The organism is Methylocella sp. CPCC 101449, from assembly GCF_031921685.1.
Lineage (GTDB): Bacteria > Pseudomonadota > Alphaproteobacteria > Rhizobiales > Beijerinckiaceae > Terripilifer.
The window spans coordinates 247,526-269,163 of record NZ_JAPDHU010000001.1; the positions used below are offsets into that span (position 1 = coordinate 247,526).

At 60.6% G+C, this 21,638-nt stretch carries 21 protein-coding genes; 7 read left to right on the plus strand and 14 right to left on the minus strand.

Going from position 1 to position 21,638, the window contains the following annotated elements; translation table 11 throughout:
• From OIM99_RS01135 to OIM99_RS01150, 4 genes are all read left to right on the plus strand, one after another.
• Window positions 1-807 carry an ATP-binding cassette domain-containing protein gene (locus OIM99_RS01135; RefSeq protein ID WP_311848459.1) on the plus strand — a complete coding sequence of 269 codons (807 nt, stop codon included), beginning with the start codon at window positions 1-3 and terminating at the stop codon, window positions 805-807.
• Window positions 804-2,357, plus strand: a complete 1,554-nt coding sequence (locus OIM99_RS01140; RefSeq protein ID WP_311848461.1) for an ABC transporter permease/substrate-binding protein — start codon at window positions 804-806, stop codon at window positions 2,355-2,357. The genes OIM99_RS01135 and OIM99_RS01140 overlap by 4 nt, the downstream gene beginning before the upstream one ends.
• A 23-nt stretch (window positions 2,358-2,380) precedes the next feature.
• Window positions 2,381-2,740, plus strand: coding sequence for a DUF427 domain-containing protein (locus OIM99_RS01145; RefSeq protein WP_409371457.1), 360 nt, complete (start codon window positions 2,381-2,383; stop codon window positions 2,738-2,740).
• 428 nt (window positions 2,741-3,168) lie between these two features.
• Window positions 3,169-4,110 carry a phosphatase PAP2 family protein gene (locus OIM99_RS01150; RefSeq protein WP_311848464.1) on the plus strand — a complete coding sequence of 314 codons (942 nt, stop codon included), beginning with the start codon at window positions 3,169-3,171 and terminating at the stop codon, window positions 4,108-4,110.
• A 37-nt stretch (window positions 4,111-4,147) separates the two neighbouring features.
• On the opposite strand, the gene OIM99_RS01155 is transcribed toward OIM99_RS01150, so the two are convergent.
• The 5 genes from OIM99_RS01155 to OIM99_RS01175 are packed head-to-tail and all read right to left on the minus strand — an operon-like array spanning window position 4,148 to window position 8,809.
• Complete coding sequence (locus OIM99_RS01155) at window positions 4,148-4,960, minus strand: ABC transporter permease (RefSeq protein ID WP_311848465.1); 813 nt, start codon at window positions 4,958-4,960, stop codon at window positions 4,148-4,150.
• Window positions 4,953-5,774: an ABC transporter ATP-binding protein gene (locus OIM99_RS01160; RefSeq protein ID WP_311848467.1), complete on the minus strand. Its 822-nt coding sequence runs from the start codon at window positions 5,772-5,774 to the stop codon at window positions 4,953-4,955. The genes OIM99_RS01155 and OIM99_RS01160 overlap by 8 nt, the downstream gene beginning before the upstream one ends.
• 38 nt (window positions 5,775-5,812) lie before the next feature.
• Window positions 5,813-6,637 (minus strand): TauD/TfdA family dioxygenase, encoded by an 825-nt coding sequence (locus OIM99_RS01165; RefSeq protein WP_311848469.1) that lies wholly within the window; start codon window positions 6,635-6,637, stop codon window positions 5,813-5,815.
• A 13-nt stretch (window positions 6,638-6,650) separates the two neighbouring features.
• Window positions 6,651-7,640 carry an ABC transporter substrate-binding protein gene (locus OIM99_RS01170; RefSeq protein WP_311848471.1) on the minus strand — a complete coding sequence of 330 codons (990 nt, stop codon included), beginning with the start codon at window positions 7,638-7,640 and terminating at the stop codon, window positions 6,651-6,653.
• The gene (locus tag OIM99_RS01175) at window positions 7,637-8,809 is read right to left on the minus strand and encodes a 5-methyltetrahydropteroyltriglutamate--homocysteine S-methyltransferase (RefSeq protein WP_311848473.1); all 1,173 of its coding nucleotides are present in this window, start codon (window positions 8,807-8,809) and stop codon (window positions 7,637-7,639) included. Before OIM99_RS01175 ends, OIM99_RS01170 begins: the two co-directional genes overlap by 4 nt.
• Before the next feature lie 87 nt (window positions 8,810-8,896).
• Between OIM99_RS01175 and OIM99_RS01180 the strand changes: the two genes are divergently transcribed.
• Window positions 8,897-9,814, plus strand: coding sequence for a LysR family transcriptional regulator (locus OIM99_RS01180; protein WP_311848475.1), 918 nt, complete (start codon window positions 8,897-8,899; stop codon window positions 9,812-9,814).
• A gap of 3 nt (window positions 9,815-9,817) precedes the next feature.
• Here OIM99_RS01180 and OIM99_RS01185 read toward each other — a convergent pair whose 3' ends face one another.
• The 7 genes from OIM99_RS01185 to OIM99_RS01215 all read right to left on the minus strand — a co-directional run bounded on the left by OIM99_RS01185 (window position 9,818) and on the right by OIM99_RS01215 (window position 16,015).
• On the minus strand, window positions 9,818-10,429 hold the full coding sequence (locus OIM99_RS01185; protein WP_311850325.1) for a response regulator: 612 nt from the start codon (window positions 10,427-10,429) through the stop codon (window positions 9,818-9,820).
• Window positions 10,422-11,495: an ATP-binding protein gene (locus OIM99_RS01190; protein WP_311848477.1), complete on the minus strand. Its 1,074-nt coding sequence runs from the start codon at window positions 11,493-11,495 to the stop codon at window positions 10,422-10,424. The genes OIM99_RS01185 and OIM99_RS01190 overlap by 8 nt, the downstream gene beginning before the upstream one ends.
• A gap of 28 nt (window positions 11,496-11,523) precedes the next feature.
• Window positions 11,524-12,252 (minus strand): MgtC/SapB family protein, encoded by a 729-nt coding sequence (locus OIM99_RS01195; protein ID WP_311848478.1) that lies wholly within the window; start codon window positions 12,250-12,252, stop codon window positions 11,524-11,526.
• A 2-nt stretch (window positions 12,253-12,254) separates the two neighbouring features.
• Complete coding sequence (locus OIM99_RS01200; RefSeq protein ID WP_311848479.1) at window positions 12,255-12,578, minus strand: hypothetical protein; 324 nt, start codon at window positions 12,576-12,578, stop codon at window positions 12,255-12,257.
• Window positions 12,579-12,625: 47 nt separating this feature from the next.
• Window positions 12,626-13,948: a nitrate/sulfonate/bicarbonate ABC transporter ATP-binding protein gene (locus tag OIM99_RS01205; protein WP_311848480.1), complete on the minus strand. Its 1,323-nt coding sequence runs from the start codon at window positions 13,946-13,948 to the stop codon at window positions 12,626-12,628.
• Window positions 13,949-13,970: 22 nt separating this feature from the next.
• Window positions 13,971-15,731, minus strand: a complete 1,761-nt coding sequence (locus tag OIM99_RS01210; RefSeq protein ID WP_311848482.1) for an ABC transporter permease subunit — start codon at window positions 15,729-15,731, stop codon at window positions 13,971-13,973.
• Window positions 15,732-15,811: 80 nt separating this feature from the next.
• Entirely contained in the window at window positions 15,812-16,015 is a 204-nt protein-coding gene (locus OIM99_RS01215; protein ID WP_311848483.1) for a hypothetical protein, read from the minus strand.
• Window positions 16,016-16,352: 337 nt separating this feature from the next.
• Here OIM99_RS01215 and OIM99_RS01220 point away from each other — a divergent pair, with 337 nt between their 5' ends.
• Window positions 16,353-17,144 (plus strand): APH(3')-II family aminoglycoside O-phosphotransferase, encoded by a 792-nt coding sequence (locus OIM99_RS01220; protein ID WP_311848484.1) that lies wholly within the window; start codon window positions 16,353-16,355, stop codon window positions 17,142-17,144.
• Between the two features lie 136 nt (window positions 17,145-17,280).
• On the plus strand, window positions 17,281-20,079 hold the full coding sequence (locus OIM99_RS01225; RefSeq protein WP_311848486.1) for an ATP-dependent Clp protease ATP-binding subunit: 2,799 nt from the start codon (window positions 17,281-17,283) through the stop codon (window positions 20,077-20,079).
• Between the two features lie 180 nt (window positions 20,080-20,259).
• Here OIM99_RS01225 and OIM99_RS01230 read toward each other — a convergent pair whose 3' ends face one another.
• On the minus strand, window positions 20,260-20,736 hold the full coding sequence (locus OIM99_RS01230; RefSeq protein ID WP_311848488.1) for a cupin domain-containing protein: 477 nt from the start codon (window positions 20,734-20,736) through the stop codon (window positions 20,260-20,262).
• A 122-nt stretch (window positions 20,737-20,858) separates the two neighbouring features.
• On the minus strand, window positions 20,859-21,638 hold the full coding sequence (locus tag OIM99_RS01235) for an SDR family oxidoreductase (RefSeq protein WP_311848490.1): 780 nt from the start codon (window positions 21,636-21,638) through the stop codon (window positions 20,859-20,861).

A 21,638-nucleotide genomic window follows, 5' to 3' on the forward strand; every position in this document is an offset into this window, starting at 1 on the left:
ATGCGGCAGGAGGACGGTACGTCCAAGCCTCTGATTGAGCTGACCGACATCAGCATTTCCTTCGATGGCGGGCAGTCGCTCGCCGTCAACGATGTTTCTTTGAACATTGACGCTGGAACCTTCGTCTCCCTGGTCGGCGCATCCGGCTCAGGCAAAACTTCCCTGCTCAAAACGATCAACGGTCTGAACACGCCGGATCGTGGTTCGGTCACGATCGACGGCCATATCCTGTCAAAAGACAATGCGATCGGTCTGCGCCGTAACATCGGCTATGTCATTCAGAATGTCGGCCTGTTTCCGCATATGAACGTGGCCGAAAACATTGCTGTCACGCCACGCCTGCTGCATTGGCCTGAGCCACGCATCGCTTCACGTCTCGTCGAACTGATGGAACTGGTCGATCTGCCGACCGACTATCTCGATCGTTCCGTCAACATGCTCTCGGGCGGACAGAAGCAACGGGTGGGGATCGCTCGGGCGCTCGCCGCCGAGCCCGATATCGTTTTAATGGACGAACCGTTCGGCGCGCTCGATCCCCTGACCCGCGACGCCCTTGCGCGAGGTTATCGCGATCTCCACGACAAATTCGGCCTCACCACTGTCATGGTCACCCATGACATGCAGGAAGCGGCTTTGTTGAGCGATCGCATCGTCGTCATGCATGGCGGGCAGATCGTCTGCGACGGCACGCCAGGCGACCTGTTGAACGATACCAGCAACCCAATGGTCTTCGACCTGTTGAATCTGCCGCGGCGACAGGCGGAGCGCATTCAAGCCATGGTCGGCAATACGGGCTCGGCGCGATGAACAGCCGTATCGCCGAAGCCTTTGCCCTTCTGCCGCAATATCTGTCGCAGCATATTCTGCTGTCCCTCGCCGCGCTGGTCTTGGGTGGACTGATCAGCATTCCGCTGGCCGCCGCCGCTTTGCACTTTCCGCGCCTGCGCGGTGGGCTCTTGGCTGTTGCCAGCGTGATCCAGACCATCCCGGGCCTGGCGATGCTGGCCCTCTTCTATCCAGTGTTGCTCGCCGTTTCGGAATTGACGCAGGACAGTTTCGGCTTTTCCGTTCCAGCTCTGGGTTTTCTGCCTTCGGTCGCGGCGCTGACGCTCTATGCCATTCTGCCGATCCTGCGGAATACGGTGACCGGCCTCACCGGCATCGACCCGACGATCTCGGAAGCCGCGCAAGGCGTCGGCATGACGCGGCGTCAGCAATTGCTGCAGGTCGATTTGCCGCTCGCCGCCCCCGTGATCATGGCTGGCGTGCGGATGGCCGCCGTTTGGACGATCGGCGCGGCGACATTGGCGACGCCTGTAGGACAGACGAGCCTCGGCAATTATATCTTCTCCGGCTTGCAGACCGAGAACTGGGTGTTCGTTCTGTTTGGCTGTGCGGCCGCCGCGATCCTCGCCATTCTCGTCGATCTGTTGCTGGCCTTGGTCGAGAAGGCGACGGCGCTGCGCGACAAGCGACGCCTGTTTGCGGGTATCGCAGGCCTGGTGGCGCTGATCGGCATCTCCCTCGTGCCCCTGGCCCGCAGCCAAACCAGCACCTATGTGATCGGCGCCAAAAATTTTAGCGAGCAGTTCATTCTCGCCGAATTGATCGCTGCCCGCTTGCGTCAGGCCGGCGCCACCGTGACGATCAAGGAAGGCCTGGGTTCGGCCGTCGCTTTCCGGGCTTTGGCCAACAGCGAACTCGATGCCTATGTCGATTATACAGGGACGTTGTGGACCAATGCGATGGGCCGCAGCGACATGCCGCCACGCGACCAGATGCTCAAAGAGCTCACGGGGTGGACGAAAGCCGAGTACGGCGTCACGCTTCTGGGGCGGCTCGGCTTCGAGAATGCCTATGTGCTGGCCATGCGCAAGCCACGCGCCAGCGAATTGGGCATCACCCGGATCGACGATCTGGCGCGGCGCGCTGGCGAGCTGTCGCTGGGATCGGACATCGAATTTCTCGACCGGCCGGAATGGGCGGCACTCAAGCAAAGCTATGGGCTGCAATTCAGGCAGCAGTTTTCCTATAATCCGACCTTCATGTATCGCGCGCTGGCGGATGGGACTGTCGACGTCATCTCCGCTTATTCCAGCGACGGACGTATAGCGGCGGACGATCTGACGGTTTTGGCAGATCCGCATCATGCCGTGCCCAATTATGACGCCGTCGTGCTGATTGCCCCGAAACGGGCCGACGATCCGGTCTTACGCCGCGCCTTGCAACCGCTGATCGGCGCCCTATCTGTCGAGAACATGCGGGCCGCCAATTACGAGGTCGATAAGGAAGTCGGCAAAATGAGCCCGGCTCAGGCGGCGGCCGGGCTGGCAAAAAGCATCGGACTATCCCCCTGAAGCGATAAAACCGGAGCCTCATGATGAAAGTACCTGGACCTGATCATCCCATTACCATCACCGCCAATCCCAAGCGGATCGTCGTCACGGTAGGCGGCAAGGTGGTTGCCGACAGCACGCGCACGCTCACGCTGGTGGAAGCCAGCATTCCGCCCGTCCACTATATTCCACGCAGCGATGTCGACATGAACGCCCTGCGACGCACGGATCATACGACCTATTGCCCCTATAAGGGCGATTGCTCCTATTTCAGCATCAGCGAAAGCGGTCCGGCTGGTGCCAATGCGGTCTGGAGTTACGAAGCGCCCTATCCGGCCGTCGACAAGATCAAGGATCACCTGGCCTTTTATCCGAGCAAGGTCGATTCCATCGTCGAAGGTTGAATATTCTCGACTAGCGTAGGCAACGCATTTTGGAGGGCATTCTTTAAGATCGAGATTGGCGACGGCTGCGGCCGCCGGCGGTGCGCCGTCAACCGTTATTCAACGTCATCTGCGCCATTCGAAGATGGAGACAACGGCCGGATACATCAGGACAGGAAGGATGTTTAGCCAGAACGCTACGAGATTTGCCAAGCTAACAGCTAGCCTACGAACTCTCAGGAACGCAATTAAGCGAACGACATGCCCAATGTCGAGGCATTCTTGAGGGTCAGCTCGCTACCGATGAAATTTACAACGCATTTGGGCCGTTGAGGCTACCAATTTATTGTCATCTTTATGAAGAATTATTGAAGAAGCGAATTATATCGCCTTCCGAATTTGTTAAGGTGAAGTACGATACATTTTGGTGTGTGGCCTTGGGGGCGGGCATGCCAGAGCTGATTTCAACGAAAGTGGCGTTGCGAGTCGCATATAGCGCGCTCCTGTTATTATTGGTGCTGTTGCTACCAATTAGTTCGATCCGGCTCGATTTGGATGATGTCATCCCGATGACGTGGCTGATCTCCGTATTTGCATTTTTAGCGATATACGGTTGGTATCGAAACATACCCAAATTGGAGATGTTCTGCGAATGCGCGGCTGTGGTTATCGCTGGAATATTTCTGCTTATGATTCTCAGCTATATCGCAGCCTCGTTTAATCAGCCCCTGATCGACGATGTACTATGGAGCCTGGACAAGGCCCTTGGATTTGACTGGCCGTGGTTTGTTCGCCTGCTTGACAGCTCCGCGCTCACGATGAAGGTGCTGACGCATGCTTACGGCAGCATGATTTTCCAATTGCTGTTGATCCCTGCGCTTTTGATCACCATCAAGCAAGCGCCGCGCGCCTACGTAATGCTGGCATCGTTTCTTACGTTAGCAATGGTTTCCTGCATCGTGTTTATCTGGACGCCGGCTATGGGCGCTTTTCCGACTTCAGGTCTGCGTATTGCCGATTTTGCGAACGCAAGGATGAACACAGCTAACTTTATGCCCGACCTGATGGAAGTGCGAAAGGCGATCGTGTACCCACTTCTGTTAGAAAAGATGTCAGGTTTAATCAGCATGCCGTCGGTCCACGCGGGGGCCGCGCTAATCTGCGCGTGGGCGACTTGGCGTGTTCCTGTGCTCAAATATGTAGTGAGCACATTAAATATTGTGATGTCGATTGCAGCAATCATCCTTGGTGGCCACTATCTGGTCGACATTTTCGCAGGTTGGGCTGTGGCAGCTCTTGTAATTTACGCGGTGCTGAGCTTCTGCAGATGGTACGAAAAGACCCGTATTGCGAGAAGCCAGACGACTACTGCAATGCAGGCACCGGCCTGAACCATGGGTCGGAAGAAGTTTCAGACAATGTCCTAGACTAACTGCGCTGAGACGCATGCCAGGACACCATCATCCGCTCGATCAGACCGACGGCGGAAAACAAGCAGCTTGCCACGACCGCGAGAATGATCACGACGGCAAACATGATCGTCGTGTCGAGCGTGCCGCTCGCCTGCACCAGAAGATAACCCCAGCCGCTGTCGGAAGCGACGAATTCGCCGATGATCCCGCCGATAACCGCAAGACTGGTGCCGACTTTGATACCGGCAAAGATCGACGGCAGCGCGTGCGGCAGGCGCATGCGTAAGAACACCTGAAACTTGTGCGCGCGCAGTACACGCGCCAGGCGCAGCAGATCGGGCTCGATTCCGACGAGGCCGGAAATGGTCGACACCAGGATGGGAAAGAAGGCGATCGAACTGGTGATCAAGACGCGCGGCAGAAAGCCATAGCCAAACCAGACGACGAAGAGCGGCGCCAAGGCAACCTTCGGGATCGCATTGAATGCGACGACGATCGGATAAAGCAATTTCTCGGCCGTGGGAACCGCGACAATGGCGATGCCCAGCGGGATCGCGATGACGATGCTGATGAGTAAGCCCGCCAGAATCTCAGCCATCGTCACCAGACCATGACTGGCGAGCAGAGAACGATCGGTCCAGATGCGGGCCAGGACATCCCACGGCGCCGGGAGAATGTAAGGCGCTGGCTTGGCCAGGATGACGACCAGCGCCCAGATCCCCAACGCCAAAGCTGCGGAAGCCAGAGGCCAGAGCAGCCCTTTGAAGCGCGCCGCGCCGCCGAATGAACGCTCGGAGCGATGCGAAAGCATGATGCCTGCATCAGCCATGGATCACCCCCAGGCTAGCGAAAAGGCCATGGATCTTGGTGATATAACGCGCGAAGGCTTCGGTCTCGCGCGTCTTCATATTGCGGGGTCGCGGCAGATCGATGTCGATGATCTGCTGAATGCGGCTTGGCCGCGCCGTCATCACCGCGACTTTATCGGCCATGAAAACGGCTTCGCTGATCTCATGGGTGACGAGAATGGTCGTGCGCGGCTTGTCGAGAGACAGACGCTGCATATCGAGCTGCATCTGCTCGCGCGTGAACGCGTCGAGGGCGGCGAAAGGCTCATCGAGCAGAAAGATATCAGGATCGCCAATCAAGGCCCGGCAGATCGCCACGCGCTGACGCATGCCGCCGGACAATTCGTAAGGCCGCTTGTTTTCGAACCCGGCCAGGCCGACGCGCTCGAGAAGCAGCCGCGCGCGCTGTTCATGCCGTCTCGGATCTTGTCCGATAAGCGCAAAGGGCAAGAGGACATTGTCGAGAACCGTTCGCCAATCGAGCAGCAGATCGCGCTGAAAGACGAAGCCCAGCTCCGGGATCGGTCCGCTCAACGGAGCGCCATTGACGACGATGCGGCCACAGCTCGGCTCGAGCAGACCGGCGATCATCATCAACAGCGTGCTCTTGCCGCAACCGCTTGGCCCCAAGAGCGCCAGGGTTTCGCCACGCGCCAAATCCAGACTGACGGCCTCGACCGCCACCACCGGACCGCTGCGGGTGTCGTAGGTTTTCCCGGCGTCCTTCAGAGAGATCAACGTGTCGCGCCGATCGAGGCCGGACGTCGCGTCGGGAACAACCAAAGCTACAGACACGTTGCTTCTCCGCTAGCTCGCTCTATCCGTTCGGAACCTCAGTAGACCGTCACCCGATGCATCAGGCGCGGATAGGGATGATAATCATTGACAGCATAGTGCTGAACCGCACGATTGTCCCACACCGCGACCGAGCCCGGCTGCCAACGGAAACGCACCTGCCATTCCGGCACCGACGACAAGCCGGACAGAAAGTTCGTCAGAGCGCTGCTTTCGGCGCGGGTCACGCCGACGATCCGGGTCGTGTAGAGCGTGTTCACATAGATCAGCCGCCGCCCGCTTTCCGGATGGACCTTGACGACCGGCTGCTCGATGGGAGGAAAGCGCTTGCGCATGTCGTTGTAGCGCTGTTGCGCATCGGGCGATGCGCGCACGCCGGCCATGAGTTCGGGCCCTTCCCAATCGTGAATGGCCGTCATATCGTCGATATAGGCGCGGAATTTTTCATCCAGCGCATCATAGGCGGCGGTCATGCTCGCCCACATCGTATCGCCGCCGGCGGGAGGAACGTTGACGGCATAAAGGCAGGCGCCGATGGGCGGATCCTTTTGCCAGGTCAGGTCGGCGTGCCACACGTCCGTACCCGTTCGCGTGCCCTTGCTCTGCAAAATTTCCAGATGCGGATTGTCGGGATGAGAGGGAAAGGTCGACGAGACCGGCCGGACATCGCCGAACAGGCGCGAAAAAGCCACTTGCGCATGGGGATCGAGCTTCTGATCGCGAAAGAAAATGACCTGACGCTCGACAAAGACGCGGCGCAGCTCTTCGCCATAACGATCGATCGCCGCTTTATCCGCCAGATCGATGCCGTGGATGACAGACCCGATCGCCGGCGTCAGATGTTCGATATCGAGATTAGCCATGGCGCACCTGGAGCTATTTGCTTTGCGCTTCGATGAAGCGGTTGGTGACGAATTTCGAGACGTCGGCACCGGGCTCCATCAGCCCTGAGGCCATCAGGACATCAGCGCCCGCGGTAGCATCGGCCAAGGAAACCGTGCCGACCGGCTTACCCTTGGTGTTCTCCGAGTAGAGAAGCTGTAGCAAAAGCTGCGTTTCGCCCGCCGCACCCTGCCGGTCATAGCTCGGATACATGCGGCTAAAGGACTCCGCCGCCGCCTGCGGATTTTCCGCTGCCGCCTGGAGCGATTTCTGCGCGGCACTGACGAAGCGCTGCACCAAATCCGGCTTACTGTTCAGAAGCGTGTTTGAGACGATCATATACATGCCCGGCGTCACCACGCCGAAATCCGCATACATCAGCGAGTGAACTTTCAGGCCCTTCGCTTCGAGCGTCGCCTTCAAGGCATAATTGGTCGCCACGCCTTCGACGCGACCCGTCAGAAGGCTGGTCAGTTTTGGCCCGGGCTGCATGTTGATCTGCGTCACCTTGCCGGCATCGATGTTATTGCGCTTCAGCAAAGCCGGCAGAAGCGCCGACGGCCCGTCGCCTGCCGTAATCGAAATCCGAGCCCCGATCAGATCGGCCGGCGTCTTGAGGGGCTTATCGGCGGCGGAAAAGATCACCAGCGGGCTTTTGGCGGCATTGACGAGGACGGCCGTTGCCGGCAGTCCTTTGGCGGCAAGATTGAGAAAGGTGCCGCCATCGATATCGACGCCGAAATCGTCGGTTCCAGCCGCTACGGTTTGCGCCGTGATAGCCGAGCCCTTGCCCTCGCGCAGCTCCAGCTCGATGCCATTGTCGCGGAAGAAGCCTTTCTCGATGCCATAGGTCCAGGGCGAATCGATACCCGTCGCGACGAAACCGAAGCGAAGAGACACTTTGTCAGCGGCGGACGCCGATAAGGGCTGCGCCAGCAAAGCGAGAAGGCCGACGCCAGCCGTGAGCCAGGCCGAATGTTTCATGACACCCCTCCCGCATCGGCGCCGATCTTGCCCCAGACGGATTCCGCGATCTGGACCACCAATTCGAGCTTGCGCCGCTGGTCGTCGATTGTCACCGGATTACCGAGATAGTTACTGGCGAAGCCGCACTGCGGGCTCAGGCAAAGCTGATCGAGATCGGCATAGCGCGATGCTTCATCGATGCGGCGGCGCACCGCATCCGGCTCCTCAAGCACGTTGGTCTTGGATGTGATCAGACCCAGCACGACAGACTTGTCGCGCGGCAGATGGCGCAGCGGCTCGAAAGAGCCGGCGCGCGGTGAGTCATATTCGAGAAAGAAGCCGTCCACTGCCGTTTCGTTGAACAGTCTGTCGGAGATCGCCTCATAGCCGCCCTGCGCACCAAAAGCGCCGCTAAAATTGCCACGGCAGATGTGCATGGTCACCACCATGTCGGCGGGCCGATCGGCCACGGCGATATTCACGGAGCGGATGTAATCCGCCAGGAGACGATCGGGATCATAGCCCCAGGAGGCAACCTCTTGCCGGCGCTCGGCGTCGCAGAGGAAAGCCAGGGTGATGTCGTCGAGCTGCAGATAGCGGCAGCCGCTGGTATGGAGCGCGGCGACCTCCTGCCGATAGGCTTGCGCCAGATCGCTCCAGAACAGGGATGGGTCGCGATAATCAGGCACGGCCTTGGCGATCTCGCCGCCGAGAAAATAAAGCAAGTTGGTCGGAGCCGGCACGGTGAGTTTCGGCGTCACGCGCGTGTGCTCGGCGACGAAGCGAAACTGATCGGAGAAGATATCGCCGGCCCAGCGGATGGGCCCGGTCAGCTCGATGCTTGAATTGGAGCGCACCTGGCCCTGGCTGTCACGGAATTCGAGTTTGGATTTCTGCGCGCTTTGCGCGATCCCCTCGAAGCCGAGCATGAAATCCGTCCACCAACTGCGGCGGCGAAACTCGCCGTCCGTTGCAGAAAGGAGGCCGCAGTCTTCCTGTAGGCGGATCACCTCGATGATGGCCTGATCCTCGATCGCCTTTAGCTCGGCATTGTCATGACGGCCAAGATTGCTGTTGGGCGTATGGGCGCCGAGAAGCCGTTCGCGCTGTTGCTGCAAATGCGCAGGGCGCTTGAGACTGCCGACATGATCGGCCCTGAACGGCGGCTTTCTGCGATCTTGAACCATGACGGCACCTTCCACTTGAAGAGACCCCAAGCGTCCGGCGACCCCGAACAGTTGTCAAACTGATATTTTGAATGTTTAATTATCGATATGATGGATATTCTAAAGCGGCTCGATCTCAATCTGCTGATCGCTTTCGACATCCTGCTCGATGAAAGAAGCGTGACGCGCGCCGCCGCGCGCCTGTCACTCAGCCAGCCGGCGACCAGCGCCGCTCTGGCGCGATTGCGCGCCAGTTTCAACGATCAATTGCTCATTCGCAGCCGTGGCGAAATGTTTTTGACCGAGCGCGCCAGTGCGTTGCGTCAACCGATCAAGGATGCGCTGCGCGCCGTGGCGCAGGCGCTTGAAGCCCAGGACAGTTTTAGGCCGGAGGCGTTCGACGGCCGCTTTCGTCTGGCGATGACCGATATCGCCAGCTTCACCCTCGGCTCCGACATCGTCCAGGACCTGCGCCATAAAGCGCCGTCCGCCGCGGCGGAATTCATCGCGCTGGATCGCTCACGTCTCTATGACTGGTTCCGCAACGATATGATCGATGCCGCCGTTGTCGTCTATAGCGCCGATGAAGGGCTCTACGAATCCGAACATCTGTTCGACGATGAACTGATCTTCGTTGCGTCCAAGACGCATCCCTTGCGCCGCAAGCGCGCGCAAGCTTTCTCGCGCCTGACGGCCTATCCGTTGATCGAAGTGTCGATCGCGACCACCATCATGCGACCTTTTTTTGAGGAACAGGAAGCGCTCGGGCATAAATGGTCGCCGATGGTCAGCGTGCCGCAATTCCTGATCGTGCCGTCGATGTTGCAGGACAACGACTGTATCGGCGTGATGGGGCGTCTCGCGGCCCGCAAGTTCGAGGACATGGGCGCGGCCGTTATTCTCGAAATATCGGAGCCGACGCCGGTCGTTCATTATCGCCTGATCTGGCACAAGCGCCGCACGCACGATCCCGCGCACCGCTGGATGCGCGATATGATCGGCACTATCGCCGCCAAAAAAAGATGACGCTTACTTCGCCGACAACCCGAGACGATCCGACATCCGGATCAGATCGGCTAATGTAGCCGCCTGCATCTTGCGCATCACTTGGCCGCGATGGACCTTGACGGTCACTTCGCTCAGGCCGAGTTCTCCGGCGATCTGCTTGTTGAGCAGCCCGGTGGAGACGAGCGCCATCACTTCGCGTTCTCGCGCCGTCAGCGTGTTTAAACGCTGATGAAGCTCGCTGTCGACAGTCTCGTTCTGACGACGAGCCCTATCACGCTCGATCGCCAGGCGGATCGCATCAAGCAGATCCTGCTCGCGGAATGGCTTGAGCAGAAACTCGACCGCGCCGGCCCGCATTGCCCGCACCGACATCGGCACATCGCCATGGCCAGTCAGAAAGATGATCGGTATGGCGTCATCGGCGTTGGCCAGCTCGACCTGGAAATCGAGACCGCTGGCGCCCGGCATGCGCACGTCCAGCACGAGACAACTTGGCATATCGGCGCGACGATGAAGCTGAAACTCGCGCGGCGAAGCGAAGCAGTGGGTCGCATAGCCAGCCGAGCGTAGAAGGCTGTCGAGCCCTTCACGCACGGACGGATCGTCATCGACGATATAGACGGTCTCATTCAACACGCGGTTTATCCCCCGCCCCAGACTTGATCGGCAAGGTAAAGCCGAACGCGGCGCCATGGGGATAGTTCGGCGCGACATAAATGGCGCCGCCATGAGCCTCGATGATCGATCGGCTGATGGCAAGCCCCATGCCGATGCCTGTCGATTTGGTTGTGTAGAAAGCCTCGAAGACTTGGTCGGCCACATCGGAGGGCACACCGATGCCAGTATCGCGCACGCTCACCGTGATCTTGCTTTCATCCGCCGCTGCGCTGACGAGGACTTCCTTCTCCTCGCTTTTATGGGTCGCCTCCATGGCGTTGACCACGAAATTCAGGATGACCTGCTGGAGCTGAACGCGGTCGCCGACGACAGCCGGGAGATGATCGGCCAGATCAGTGCGTAGAACAATACCGTTGCGAACCATCTCGCCACGGGTGAGCGCCAAGGTCTCCTCGATCACGTCGATCATGTCGACCTCGACCTTGGAGGGCGGAACGCGGGCAACAAGCTGGCGTACGCGGCCGATCACTTCGCCGGCGCGTGCCGCATCGGCCACCACGCGATTGAGAGCTTGCTTGGCTTCATCCTGGCTCGGCGGTTCGGCCGCCAGCCAGCGCATGGCCGCATTGGCATTGGCAACGATGGCGGTCAGAGGCTGGCTCACTTCATGGGCAATCGAGGTCGCCAGTTCGCCGATCGAGGTGATGCGTGCCATGCGGGCGAGATCGGCCTGGGTCTCGCGGGTCGACGCTTCCGCCGTCTCGCTCTTGTAGGCAAGATAGGTCGTCGTGACGATGGCGAGCAGGCTCAAGGCGCCATTTGTCAATCCGGACTCCGGATTGCCGTAGCGCGTCAGAGCATAACTCAGGCCGGTCAAAAGTCCGCAAGAGATACCGACAGCAATGATCGCGCGAGGCCGGCCGGCGCGCGCCGACAGCAGAATGACCGCAACGTAAAGCACCGCGAAGGCGATCTCGAAATTCGTCAGAGTATCCGCGACGAAAATGAGCGCCGACGAAAGCACAATCCCCAGCCACAGCAGGGGCATGTCAACGGAATATCGGGCCAGCCAGCGCCTCATGCGTCCCTACTTACGCCCGATCGCTCGATCAGCCAACCGCTTCAGCGTTGGCCATATCCATATCGACAGCTTCAGCGCGCCAACGCGCGGCGGTGACGCTGGGCTCCAGGCTCAATCGGCCGACGATATGTTCGAGAGCAGTATCTTCCCGGCGGTCGGCGGTGACGATCGCGGTGACTTCCACCCGATCGGAATCCTCGATATCGCTGCTCCGGAGTTGATGCAGATGCAGCTTGGCGGAAGTGAAGCCTTGCAGCATGAGCGCGCGGATATTCGCCTCTCCATCATTGCGGCAGATCGCCGTGATGGTGTAGCGCACCGACAGCTCCGTCATTTCCATCGTATGACGTGAGAGAAACCAGGTCAGCGGCCGCAAGGCCAAGTTGACCATGATGACGAAAGCCGTCGCCAACAAGGCATGCAAGGGATAACCGGCGCCGGCGACGAGACCGACCGCAGCGGAACACCACAAGGTCGCGGCCGTGTTGAGCCCGCGAACATTGAGCCCTTCCTTGAAGATGACGCCGGCCCCCAGAAAGCCGATGCCGGATACCACCTGCGCGGCGACACGGGTCGGACTGCCCTCGCCCGGAATCAGGCTGGCGAACATGACAAAGGTCGCGGCACCCAGCGATACCAACGTATTGGTGCGCAAGCCCGCAAGGCGCTGACGCCATTGGCGCTCGAAACCGATCAACGCGCCTAAGGCAAAGGCCACAGCAAGATTTAGCGTTGCTTGTTCAAGTCCCATCAACATCTTTAACGTCCGGAATGAGAGCGGTTCTGCCGGCGGCGTGGCGAAATCGCCAGACCTGCCTCGGTGAAACGTCCCGCAATGCGCATCAACCGATAGGCCTGCGGTTTGGACAGAACGCCGAGAAAAAACAGTTTCGCCGTCACGCGCAGCAATTGGTCCCCCGTTCGCACGAACGTCCGCATCGCAAGCCATGACGCACGTGCCTCCTGAGGAGGCAGGTCGGTCAAAAGCCGTGCTGCAGCTTTTCGATCCGCGCGTTCGTCCTTCGTCCCACGCAAAGGCACGAACATGACAGGATCACGACAAGGGATTTCTTTATCTTTCAACATGGCAGCCTCTCTTGCGGTTGTGCCGCCGAGCAGGTCGCGATCGTTCAGCTCGGATTTTCGAGCGTGAAAAGATCGGCGTTCTCGTCATAGGCGAAATATTCGGCATAACGCGCCCAGGTGATCACCGCCTTCAGCGTGGTGTCGGCATAGTCTTCGGACATGTGATCCTCCAGCTCGTCGCGAAAGCGACGCGCCGGCGCCTGGTGACTGGGCCGCTCGTCGAGCACGCGCCGGATATGGGCGGCGAGCGGTACGTAGATCGCCAGATGCTGGGCGAAGAGCCGCTTGCGCTCATCGACGTCGCCGCCGGCGAAGCGCAGGCCCGGCGCCGTCAGCTTGATGTCGCCACCTTCAAGCTCGGCGAAGCGCAGGAGCTGCAAGGTTTCCGCCACGGGGAAGAGATCGTCGATCTCCAGATGCAGTTCGGCCGCCAGCGGCGGCAGGTCGGCCTTGCCGCGATACGGCTCGGCCGCCACCGCTTCGATCAGACCGGCAAGCAGGTTGGTGGAAATATCCGGCAGCGAAATGCCGATGCCCGTGCCGGGGAAATGACCATCGCGCGTCGGCGCGCCGGTTCTTGCCGTCATCCGCGCATAAATATCTTCCACCAGAGTGCGGAACGCCGGATCGAGGCGATTTCGCGGCTGCGGCATGTCGACCCGAATTTCCGCGATGATGCGGCCCGGATTGGAACCGAAGATCAGAATGCGATCGCACATCAACACTGCTTCCTCGATGTTGTGCGTCACCATGAGAATGGACTCGATCGGCATCCGCCCTTCGGTCCACAGATCGATGAGATCGGTGCGCAGGGTTTCGGCGGTCAGCACATCGAGCGCTGAAAATGGCTCGTCCATCAACAGGACGCGCGGATGAACCACGAGGGCTCGCGCGAGACCGACACGCTGGCGCATGCCGCCGGACAGTTCCTTCGGATAGGCGCTTTCGAAACCGTCGAGACCGATCAAGTCGATCGCGGCCAAAGCGCTTTTGCGCCGCTCGGCCGGCAGAACGCCCTGCGCCTCAAGCCCCAATTCGACGTTCTGCAAAACAGTGAGCCAGGGGAACAGAGCGAAGCTCTGAAACACCACGGCAATGCCGGCGGTGGGGCCGACGAGCGGCGTGCCGGCGAAAGAAATCGTGCCTTTGCTGGGGCGGACGAGGCCGGCGATAGCGCGCAGTAGAGTGGATTTGCCCGAGCCCGAGCGGCCGAGCAGCCCGACGATTTCGCCGGCGCGCAGGTCGAGATCGACATTTTCCAGAACAGCCAGGGAGCCGGCCGCGCCCTTGTCGTAGATCTGCGAGACCTGCGCGACAGAGACAAGCGGCGTGGCCGTATCAGGCTTGCGGGTGACGACGGTGCTCATGTTCAATTCTCCAGCAAGACGGTCAATCAAGACGCAGGCGACGCTCGGCAAAGACATAGAGCGGCCGCCACAAGGTGCGATTAAACAGAGTGACGAAGAGCGACATCACGGCGATGCCGAGAACAACACGGGGAAAGTCGCCGCCTTCCGTCGCCTTGGCGATGTAGGAGCCAAGACCGAAGGCTTCGAGCTTGGTATCGCCCCAGCTCGCGACTTCAGCGACGATGCTGGCATTCCACGAACCACCCGAGGCGGTGAGCGCGCCGGTGACGTAATAAGGGAAAATCCCCGGCAGAATGGCGCGGCGCCACCATGTCCACGAGCGCAGCCGATAGACCGATGCGGCTTCGCGCAGATCCGTCGGAAAAGCGCTGGCGCCGGCAATGACATTGAACAGAATGTACCATTGTGTCCCTAAGATCATCAGCGGCGACAGCCAGACATTCGGGCTGGCGCCCGTAGCGACAATGGCCACCACGGCGAAGGGAAACAGGACATTGGCCGGAAAGGCGGCCAGGAACTGCGCCAGCGGCTGCACCCGCTCGGCCAGCGCCGGACGCAGACCGATCCACACGCCGAGCGGCACCCAGATCAGACTTGCCAGCGCGATCAACACCACGACGCGGAACAAGGTCGCGAAACCGCCGGCAACCGCTTCGCCGACATCGCCCCAAGACAGGGTCTGCCCGAGATAGCCGATCACGCTCCACACGCCCCAGGCGCCGACGGCAGCAATAAAGGCCAGCCAAAGATAATCGATAAACGTGCTCGCCGTCTTGTTTTCGCGCCGTTTGCTCAAGGCGAGCAGCGGCTTGTTCGAAAGGCGCAGCAACATCAGCCGGCCCCACAGGTAAGCGACGGGCTTCAGCACGCGGCGCAGGGCATGGGCGCGCGTGAGCAGCGCATAGACCCAGGACTCCGGCTTTTCCTGGCTCGCCGTCTGTTCGAAGCGGAATTTATCGGCCCAGGCGACGATGGGGCGGAACAGCAGTTGGTCGTACAAAGCAATCACGATGCCCATGGCGAGAACCGCCCAGCCCACCGCCGCGAAATCTTGTTTCTCGATGGCCAGAGACAACCAGGAACCGAGCCCCGGCAGACGCACAGTGGTATCGCCGACGGTGATCGCTTCCGAGGCGACGACGAAGAACCAGCCGCCTGACATGGACATCATCGTGTTCCAGATCAGCCCCGGCGTGGCGAAAGGCGCCTCGAGCCGCCAGAACCGCTGCCAGGCGGACAAGCCAAAGGAACGGCTCACTTCATCGAGATCGCGCGGCACCGTGCGCAGCGATTGATAGAAGGAGAATGCCATGTTCCAGGCCTGGCTGGTGAAAATGGCGAAGATCGCGGCGCATTCCGCGCCGAGCTGGTTGCCCTGGAAGAGCCCCATGAAAAAAGTCACCGTGAAGGTGAGGAAGCCCAGCACCGGCACCGATTGCAGAATGTCGAGCGCCGGAATGATCACCATTTCAGCGCGGCGGCTCTTGGCGGCGAGCGTCGCGACAACGAAGGTGAAGAGCAGCGAAGCGATGATCGCCGCGAACATGCGCAAGGTCGAACGCAGGGCATATTCGGGCAGCAGCCAGGGATCGAGCGTCACCGGCTGAACATCGAGAACGGCCAGCGGCGCACGCATCGCCTGCATGCCATGGGCGGCGAGCACCGCCAGTGCCAGGATCAGCGCGAAGGCGATGAGGTCATAACCATTGGGGAGAATACGAGCGCGCGCCAGCGCAATGACAGCGCTCGGGCGGCGACGATCATCGGACAGCAGAGCCATGGACCGACCTCAGGCCAGAAACAGAAAGAAGCAGAGGGAAATCTGACCGCGCGGACGCGCGGCCAGATATCAGTATGGATTTAAGCCGCGTGACGATCCGACGTGCCATGGCGAAGCCCTTCGCCATGGCCGGGCGCATGATCAGCGACCCAATGGCATTCCAGCCGACCGTTGACCGGATTGCGATGCCAGACGGCGACCAGCATCGGCCGCGCGGTCTCTTTGGGGCCAAGGGTGTGCACGGGGGCCGCAACCTTGCGGGGGAAGAAAATGATGTTGTTCATGGCTCACCTCCTTGACCGCGTCTCACGGGCCCGGATGTGAGCCGGCAGGACTAGGCCTGACCGAGGCTCAACCGGCGGGCGGCGCCAGCAGCAGTCGGAATGGGTTTTTGAGTCCGACCTGGGCCTGAAGGCGCGGCCGGACGACTACTCGGGTCGTTGTCCATTTGCCTTTCCAGTCGATTGCCTCGATAAATCGAGGCCTTAACGCCGTCATGACATAATCCTTGTGAACGCCAGGACAAGGACCGTCAATGGCACCAGGGTGTAGCGAACCTATACGTTGGTATGGTTTTGCGGCTGCGGCAGCAGACCGATTTCGTGAATGTGATTGCAGACCATGGATTCCGCGCCCGCCCCGCCTGACATGCCGCCCCATTGGCGCAGCGACCTTGCCGGCTATCGCTGGACAGCGCAAACCATCGGTCGCTCCACGGCCGCTGTTTATCGGCTTGAGGCCGAAGGGAAGCCGACACTTTTCGTCAAAACCGAGCTGACAGATGCATTCAGCGAACTGCCTGACGAGGCGATGCGCCTGCGCTGGCTGACAACCAGCGGCATCGCCTGCCCGGCTGTCCTGAGGGAAAGCCATGACGACACCCGCAATTGGTTGCTGATGCAGGCCCTCCCCGGCCGGGACCTCGCATCATCGCCGCAGTTGACCGCACAACAGATTGTCACAATCGCTGCCGACGCCTTGCGCGGTCTGCATCGTCTTGATCGCTCAACCTGTCCGTTCGATCAGCGGCTCGAAAGCCGTATCGCGGACGCCGAAGCGCGGATGAAAGCCGGTGCGGTCGACGAGAGCGATTTCGATGACGAGCGTTCGGGCTGGCCAGTCTCGAAAGTGTTCGACGAGCTTGTGCGGCGCCGTCCCGCCCGCGAGGATCTGGTGGTGACCCACGGCGATGCTTGCTTGCCTAATCTGATGGCTACCGCCGGTCACTTCAGCGGCTTCATCGATTGCGCGCGCCTGGGCGTGGCGGACCGCCATCAGGATTTGGCGCTGACGAGCTGGAGCATTCACTATAATCTGGGTGAGAATTGGGTTGCGCCCTTCCTGCACCGATACGGCATGCAGGTAGATCCCGATTTGTTGAGTTTCTATCGGCTCTTGGACGAATTTTTCTGATTGGCGCTGTCACGCGCGCGACCATGCGGACAGTATTCGCCTTGACAATGAAACACGCCTTCGGGGAACATCCAGGCTAGACTTTTCGTTATTCAGTCGCCGGCAGGCGAAAGTTGGAGTCGAAAGGGAGGCGAGTATGGCGCAGCGCATGTGTGACATATGCGGGGTTCGCCCCGCCGCCATTCGGGTCGCGGTCCTTCAAAACAATCAAGAACGCGAGCTCGATATCTGTGACTATCACTATGCGCAATTGATGCGCCATCAGCGGACTTTGTCGCCGCTGGAATCCCTGTTTCAGGGCGGCCTGCTCGACGGCTTCATGCAAGGCGGGGGAAGCAACGCGCCGCGCATGGGCGGGCGGCGGGGCACTCCCGGCACGGATTCAGTCAATCTCCAGGATCATTTCAGCGAACAAGCGAAAGAGATTTTGCAACGCGCCGCCGAGCGCGCCGTGCAATCGGGTCGACAACTCGTCGACACGGAAGACCTGCTCTACGAACTGCCGGAAAGCGACGTGGTGCAGACGCTGCTCAAACAGTTTAAGATTTCGGTCGACGAACTGCGCCATCAAATCGAGACCCATGCGCCCAAGAGCGAGGCTCCGGCACAGCCGCGCGAAGGCGGCATCGGCGTTTCACCGCGCGTCAAGAGCGCGCTCGATCGCGCCTTCATCGCGTCGCGCGAGCTGGGTCATTCCTATGTGGGGCCGGAGCATATTCTGCTGGGCCTCGCCGAAATCCCCGACAGTTTCGCCGGCAACCTGTTGCAACGCTATGGCCTGACGCCCCAGGCTCTGCGGCAGCAGACGGTGAAAGTGGTCGGCAAAGGCGCCGAGAAGGGCCATGTCGACACGCCCACCAACACGCCGCAGCTCGACAAATATAGCCGCGACCTGACCAAAATGGCGCGCGAGGGCAAGCTCGATCCGGTGATTGGCCGCTCCAAGGAGGTCGAGACGACGATCGAAATTCTGGCGCGCCGCAAGAAGAACAATCCCGTTCTCATCGGCGAGCCAGGCGTCGGCAAAACCGCCATCGTCGAAGGCCTGGCGCAGCGCATCGTCAATGGCGATATTCCCGAAGTTTTGCGCGACAAGCGGCTCGTCGAGCTCAACGTGAACTCGCTCGTCGCGGGCTCGAAATATCGCGGCGAGTTCGAGGAGCGCGTCAAGCAGGTGATGGATGAGATCGCAGGCAAACGCGACGAATTGCTGCTTTTTATCGACGAGGTCCACACCATCGTCGGCGCCGGTCAAGGCGGTGGCGAGGGCGGGCTCGACATCGCCAATGTGTTCAAGCCGGCGATGGCGCGCGGCGAAATGAATCTGATCGGTGCGACGACGCTCAGCGAATATCAAAAATATATCGAGAAGGATGCGGCGCTGGAACGACGCTTCCAGCCTGTGCTTGTCGCCGAGCCGACGGTGGAACAGACCATCGCCATCCTGCGCGGCCTGCGCGACCGCCTGGAAGCGCATCACAAGGTGACGATCCAGGATGAGGCTTTTGTCGCGGCAGCGGAACTGTCCGACCGCTATATCACCGGACGCTTCCTGCCGGACAAAGCCATCGACCTGATTGATCAGGCGGCGGCGCGCGTGCGCCTCTCGACCACATCGCGGCCGGCTGACATTCATGAGCTTGAAGCCGAGATCGCGCAATTGAAGCGCGAACATGATTACGCGGCCTCGCGCAAGCAATTCGATCGGGTGAAGGACTTTGATGCCCAGCTTGCGACCAAGGAAAAGGCGCTGACCGAGGCGACAGATGCGTGGACGCGAAAAGTCGGCTCCAGCACGGCGGGCGTCACGCCTGAACAAGTGGCGGAAATCGTCTCGAAACTGACCGGCATTCCCGTCACCGAACTCACGGAAGAAGAAAAGGCCAAACTGCTGCGCATGGAAGAGCGGCTGCACCAACGCGTGATCGGCCAGGAAGAGGCGATCCGCGCGGTGAGCGATGCGGTCCGCCTGTCGCGCGCCGGCTTGCAACAAGGACATCGCCCGATTGCCACCTTCCTGTTCCTCGGCCCCACCGGCGTCGGCAAGACGGAACTGGCCAAGGCTTTGGCCGAGGTGGTCTTCGGCGACGAGGATGCCGTCGTGCGCATCGACATGAGCGAGTATATGGAGCGCCATGCGGTGGCCCGCCTGATCGGCGCGCCTCCGGGCTATGTCGGCTATGACGAAGGCGGCCAGCTCACCGAGCGTGTGCGCCGCCGGCCCTATTGCGTCATCCTGCTCGATGAGATCGAGAAGGCGCATGCGGACGTCTATAACGTGCTTCTGCAGGTCTTCGATGATGGCCGCTTGACAGACGGCAAAGGCCGGGTCGTCGATTTTTCCAACACGCTGATCATTGCGACCAGCAATCTCGCTTCCGACGTGGTGATGGGCCGCCGTGGACAGCTTGGTTTTCATCCGCCGTCCTCGTCAAGTTCCATACGCGACGACGTGATGAGTGTCCTGCGCTCGCATTTCCGGCCGGAATTCATCAACCGGATCGACGAGATCATCATCTTCCAGTCGCTCGATCAGGAGCAGATCAAGCAGATCGTCCGGCTGCAATTGCAGCGGGTGCAGAAGGTCGCGCAAGGACAGGACATCGAACTGGTGTTCGACGAAAGCCTGGTCGACCACTTCGCCAAGGAAGGCTATCAGCCCGAATTCGGTGCGCGCGAGCTGCGCCGGCAGATCCGCCAACAGCTCGAGACCGAATTGGCGAAATCCATGCTGAAAGGCGACGTCAAGGAAGGCAATCGCGTCGTCTGCACCTTCGACGCGAAGACCGACAAAGTGGCCTTCACGATCGAACAGGCGGCCCCCGCCCTCAAAAACGGCGACGCAACCATCAAACCGACGCCGCCGGCGAAGCGCCCAAAGGCGCCTAAGACGGCCAGCAGCGACGGCAAGTCAAATCAGCAGGCCGCGCAATAACAGTTCTGGTCATCCCGGACGCCGCAGGCGATCCGGGAACCAGGGCGTCCGATAGAACTTAAAAAAGCGCCTGCAACACAGGGATAAGATGCAACGCGAGCGACCGTCGCTCGCCCCTGGATCCCGGATCGCGCCTTTGGCGCGTCCGGGATGACACCGGGGTCTCAGCCCTACACGCCATCACCCCTGGGCAGTCAAGGCCTTGCCGTCGACGGTTACGGGCTTGGCGTCAATGAGGACGAAGGCGATCACGCAGGGTTCGGTGCCGCGATTGAACCAATTGTGAATGGTGCCGCGCTGCACCAGCACATCGCCGGCACGCAGAAGCACTTCTTCACCGTCGAGGTCCATGATGATCTCCCCGGAGATGACCACGGCGTAATCGATGGAATCGGTGCGATGGTTACGCGGATGAACGCCGGGCGCGAAGCTGATGACGCGGAACACCGTGCCATTGGGATGCGCCGTCGCGGTCTTGCGCTTGGATTCGTCGGCATCGCCGTCGTTGCTGACCGGAAAGCCTTCGGAGGTCCAGATCACCGTCGGGTTGGCGCCCGGCCGACTTTCCGCTGAGCTCGTCACCACCTCGTCAATCATGACGGTGGCTTTGCCTTCCTTGGTGTGGCCTGTCACGACGCGGCGGACGGTGATCGACATGCGGGCTTTCCTCTCCAAATGAACGAATGCCCTTTGGTAAGTCCTCCCGCGGCAGCGCGCAACAGCCCGCTGGCCGCTGGCCTATGCCGACGACCAGCGAAAGCTCAAATTTCGTTCGAAAATCAGACGGTGCGGCCGCCATCGACGTTGAGCGTCGCGCCCGTCACCAGACGCGCGAGATCGGAGGCGAGATAAAGCGCGGCGCCGGCGATATCGTCAGGACGGATGATCTCGCCCATCGGAATCTGGCTTGCGAAAGAACCGACCACCTCTTGCACTTCTTTGCCGCCCGTAAAGCCGCTCAACATCGGTGTTTCAGTGGCGCCGGGATTGATGCCGTTGACGCGAATGCCATCTTTCGCCAGTTCCAGCGCCAGGGATTGCGTGGTCGCGACGGCGGCGGCCTTGGACGCCCCATAAGCAGCAAGACCGGGCTTCGCCCGCACGGCGATCACCGAACAGATGTTGACGATCGACGCATGACCGCTGGCGCGCAGCAGCGGCAAAAAATGTTTGGCCATCAGGAACAGCGAACGGGCGTTGACATTCATGATGCGATCCCACGCCTCGACCGTCATGGTCTCGATCGGCGTGTAGGATTGCGGCACGCCGGCGCAATTCACCAGAATATCGAGCGTGCTCTGCCCTGCCCCAATGCGCGAGGCCAAGCGCGCGACGCTGTTCTCGTCGGCGACATCCGCATGCCACAGCGGGCCGAATTCGCCTTCAACCGCCTGATCGCTATCCTTTGCGCCGATGTCGGCGACGATGATTTTGGCGCCGCTCGCCTGAAACAGCGCGGCGGTGGCGCGGCCGATGCCCGAGGCACCGCCCGTCACCAGAGCGGTCTTGCCGCGCAACAGGCCAGGGGTTTCGTCGGTGGGAAATGCGGGAAGCGCCAT

What these genes read in the sequence shown, in the direction of transcription:
- OIM99_RS01190 (WP_311848477.1), bottom strand. Translation starts at nt 11,495, where the DNA reads ATGAGGCGCTGGCTGGCCCGATATTCCGTTGACATGCCCCTGCTGTGG.
- OIM99_RS01205 (WP_311848480.1), bottom strand. Translation starts at nt 13,948, where the DNA reads ATGAGCACCGTCGTCACCCGCAAGCCTGATACGGCCACGCCGCTTGTC.
- OIM99_RS01175 (WP_311848473.1), bottom strand. Translation starts at nt 8,809, where the DNA reads ATGGTTCAAGATCGCAGAAAGCCGCCGTTCAGGGCCGATCATGTCGGC.
- OIM99_RS01155 (WP_311848465.1), bottom strand. Translation starts at nt 4,960, where the DNA reads ATGGCTGATGCAGGCATCATGCTTTCGCATCGCTCCGAGCGTTCATTC.
- OIM99_RS01225 (WP_311848486.1), top strand. Translation starts at nt 17,281, where the DNA reads ATGGCGCAGCGCATGTGTGACATATGCGGGGTTCGCCCCGCCGCCATT.
- OIM99_RS01180 (WP_311848475.1), top strand. Translation starts at nt 8,897, where the DNA reads ATGATGGATATTCTAAAGCGGCTCGATCTCAATCTGCTGATCGCTTTC.
- OIM99_RS01145 (WP_409371457.1), top strand. Translation starts at nt 2,381, where the DNA reads ATGAAAGTACCTGGACCTGATCATCCCATTACCATCACCGCCAATCCC.
- OIM99_RS01165 (WP_311848469.1), bottom strand. Translation starts at nt 6,637, where the DNA reads ATGGCTAATCTCGATATCGAACATCTGACGCCGGCGATCGGGTCTGTC.
- OIM99_RS01195 (WP_311848478.1), bottom strand. Translation starts at nt 12,252, where the DNA reads ATGTTGATGGGACTTGAACAAGCAACGCTAAATCTTGCTGTGGCCTTT.
- OIM99_RS01170 (WP_311848471.1), bottom strand. Translation starts at nt 7,640, where the DNA reads ATGAAACATTCGGCCTGGCTCACGGCTGGCGTCGGCCTTCTCGCTTTG.
- OIM99_RS01230 (WP_311848488.1), bottom strand. Translation starts at nt 20,736, where the DNA reads ATGTCGATCACCGTCCGCCGCGTCGTGACAGGCCACACCAAGGAAGGC.
- OIM99_RS01150 (WP_311848464.1), top strand. Translation starts at nt 3,169, where the DNA reads ATGCCAGAGCTGATTTCAACGAAAGTGGCGTTGCGAGTCGCATATAGC.
- OIM99_RS01140 (WP_311848461.1), top strand. Translation starts at nt 804, where the DNA reads ATGAACAGCCGTATCGCCGAAGCCTTTGCCCTTCTGCCGCAATATCTG.
- OIM99_RS01215 (WP_311848483.1), bottom strand. Translation starts at nt 16,015, where the DNA reads ATGAACAACATCATTTTCTTCCCCCGCAAGGTTGCGGCCCCCGTGCAC.
- OIM99_RS01135 (WP_311848459.1), top strand. Translation starts at nt 1, where the DNA reads ATGCGGCAGGAGGACGGTACGTCCAAGCCTCTGATTGAGCTGACCGAC.
- OIM99_RS01220 (WP_311848484.1), top strand. Translation starts at nt 16,353, where the DNA reads ATGGATTCCGCGCCCGCCCCGCCTGACATGCCGCCCCATTGGCGCAGC.
- OIM99_RS01210 (WP_311848482.1), bottom strand. Translation starts at nt 15,731, where the DNA reads ATGGCTCTGCTGTCCGATGATCGTCGCCGCCCGAGCGCTGTCATTGCG.
- OIM99_RS01235 (WP_311848490.1), bottom strand. Translation starts at nt 21,638, where the DNA reads ATGGCGCTTCCCGCATTTCCCACCGACGAAACCCCTGGCCTGTTGCGC.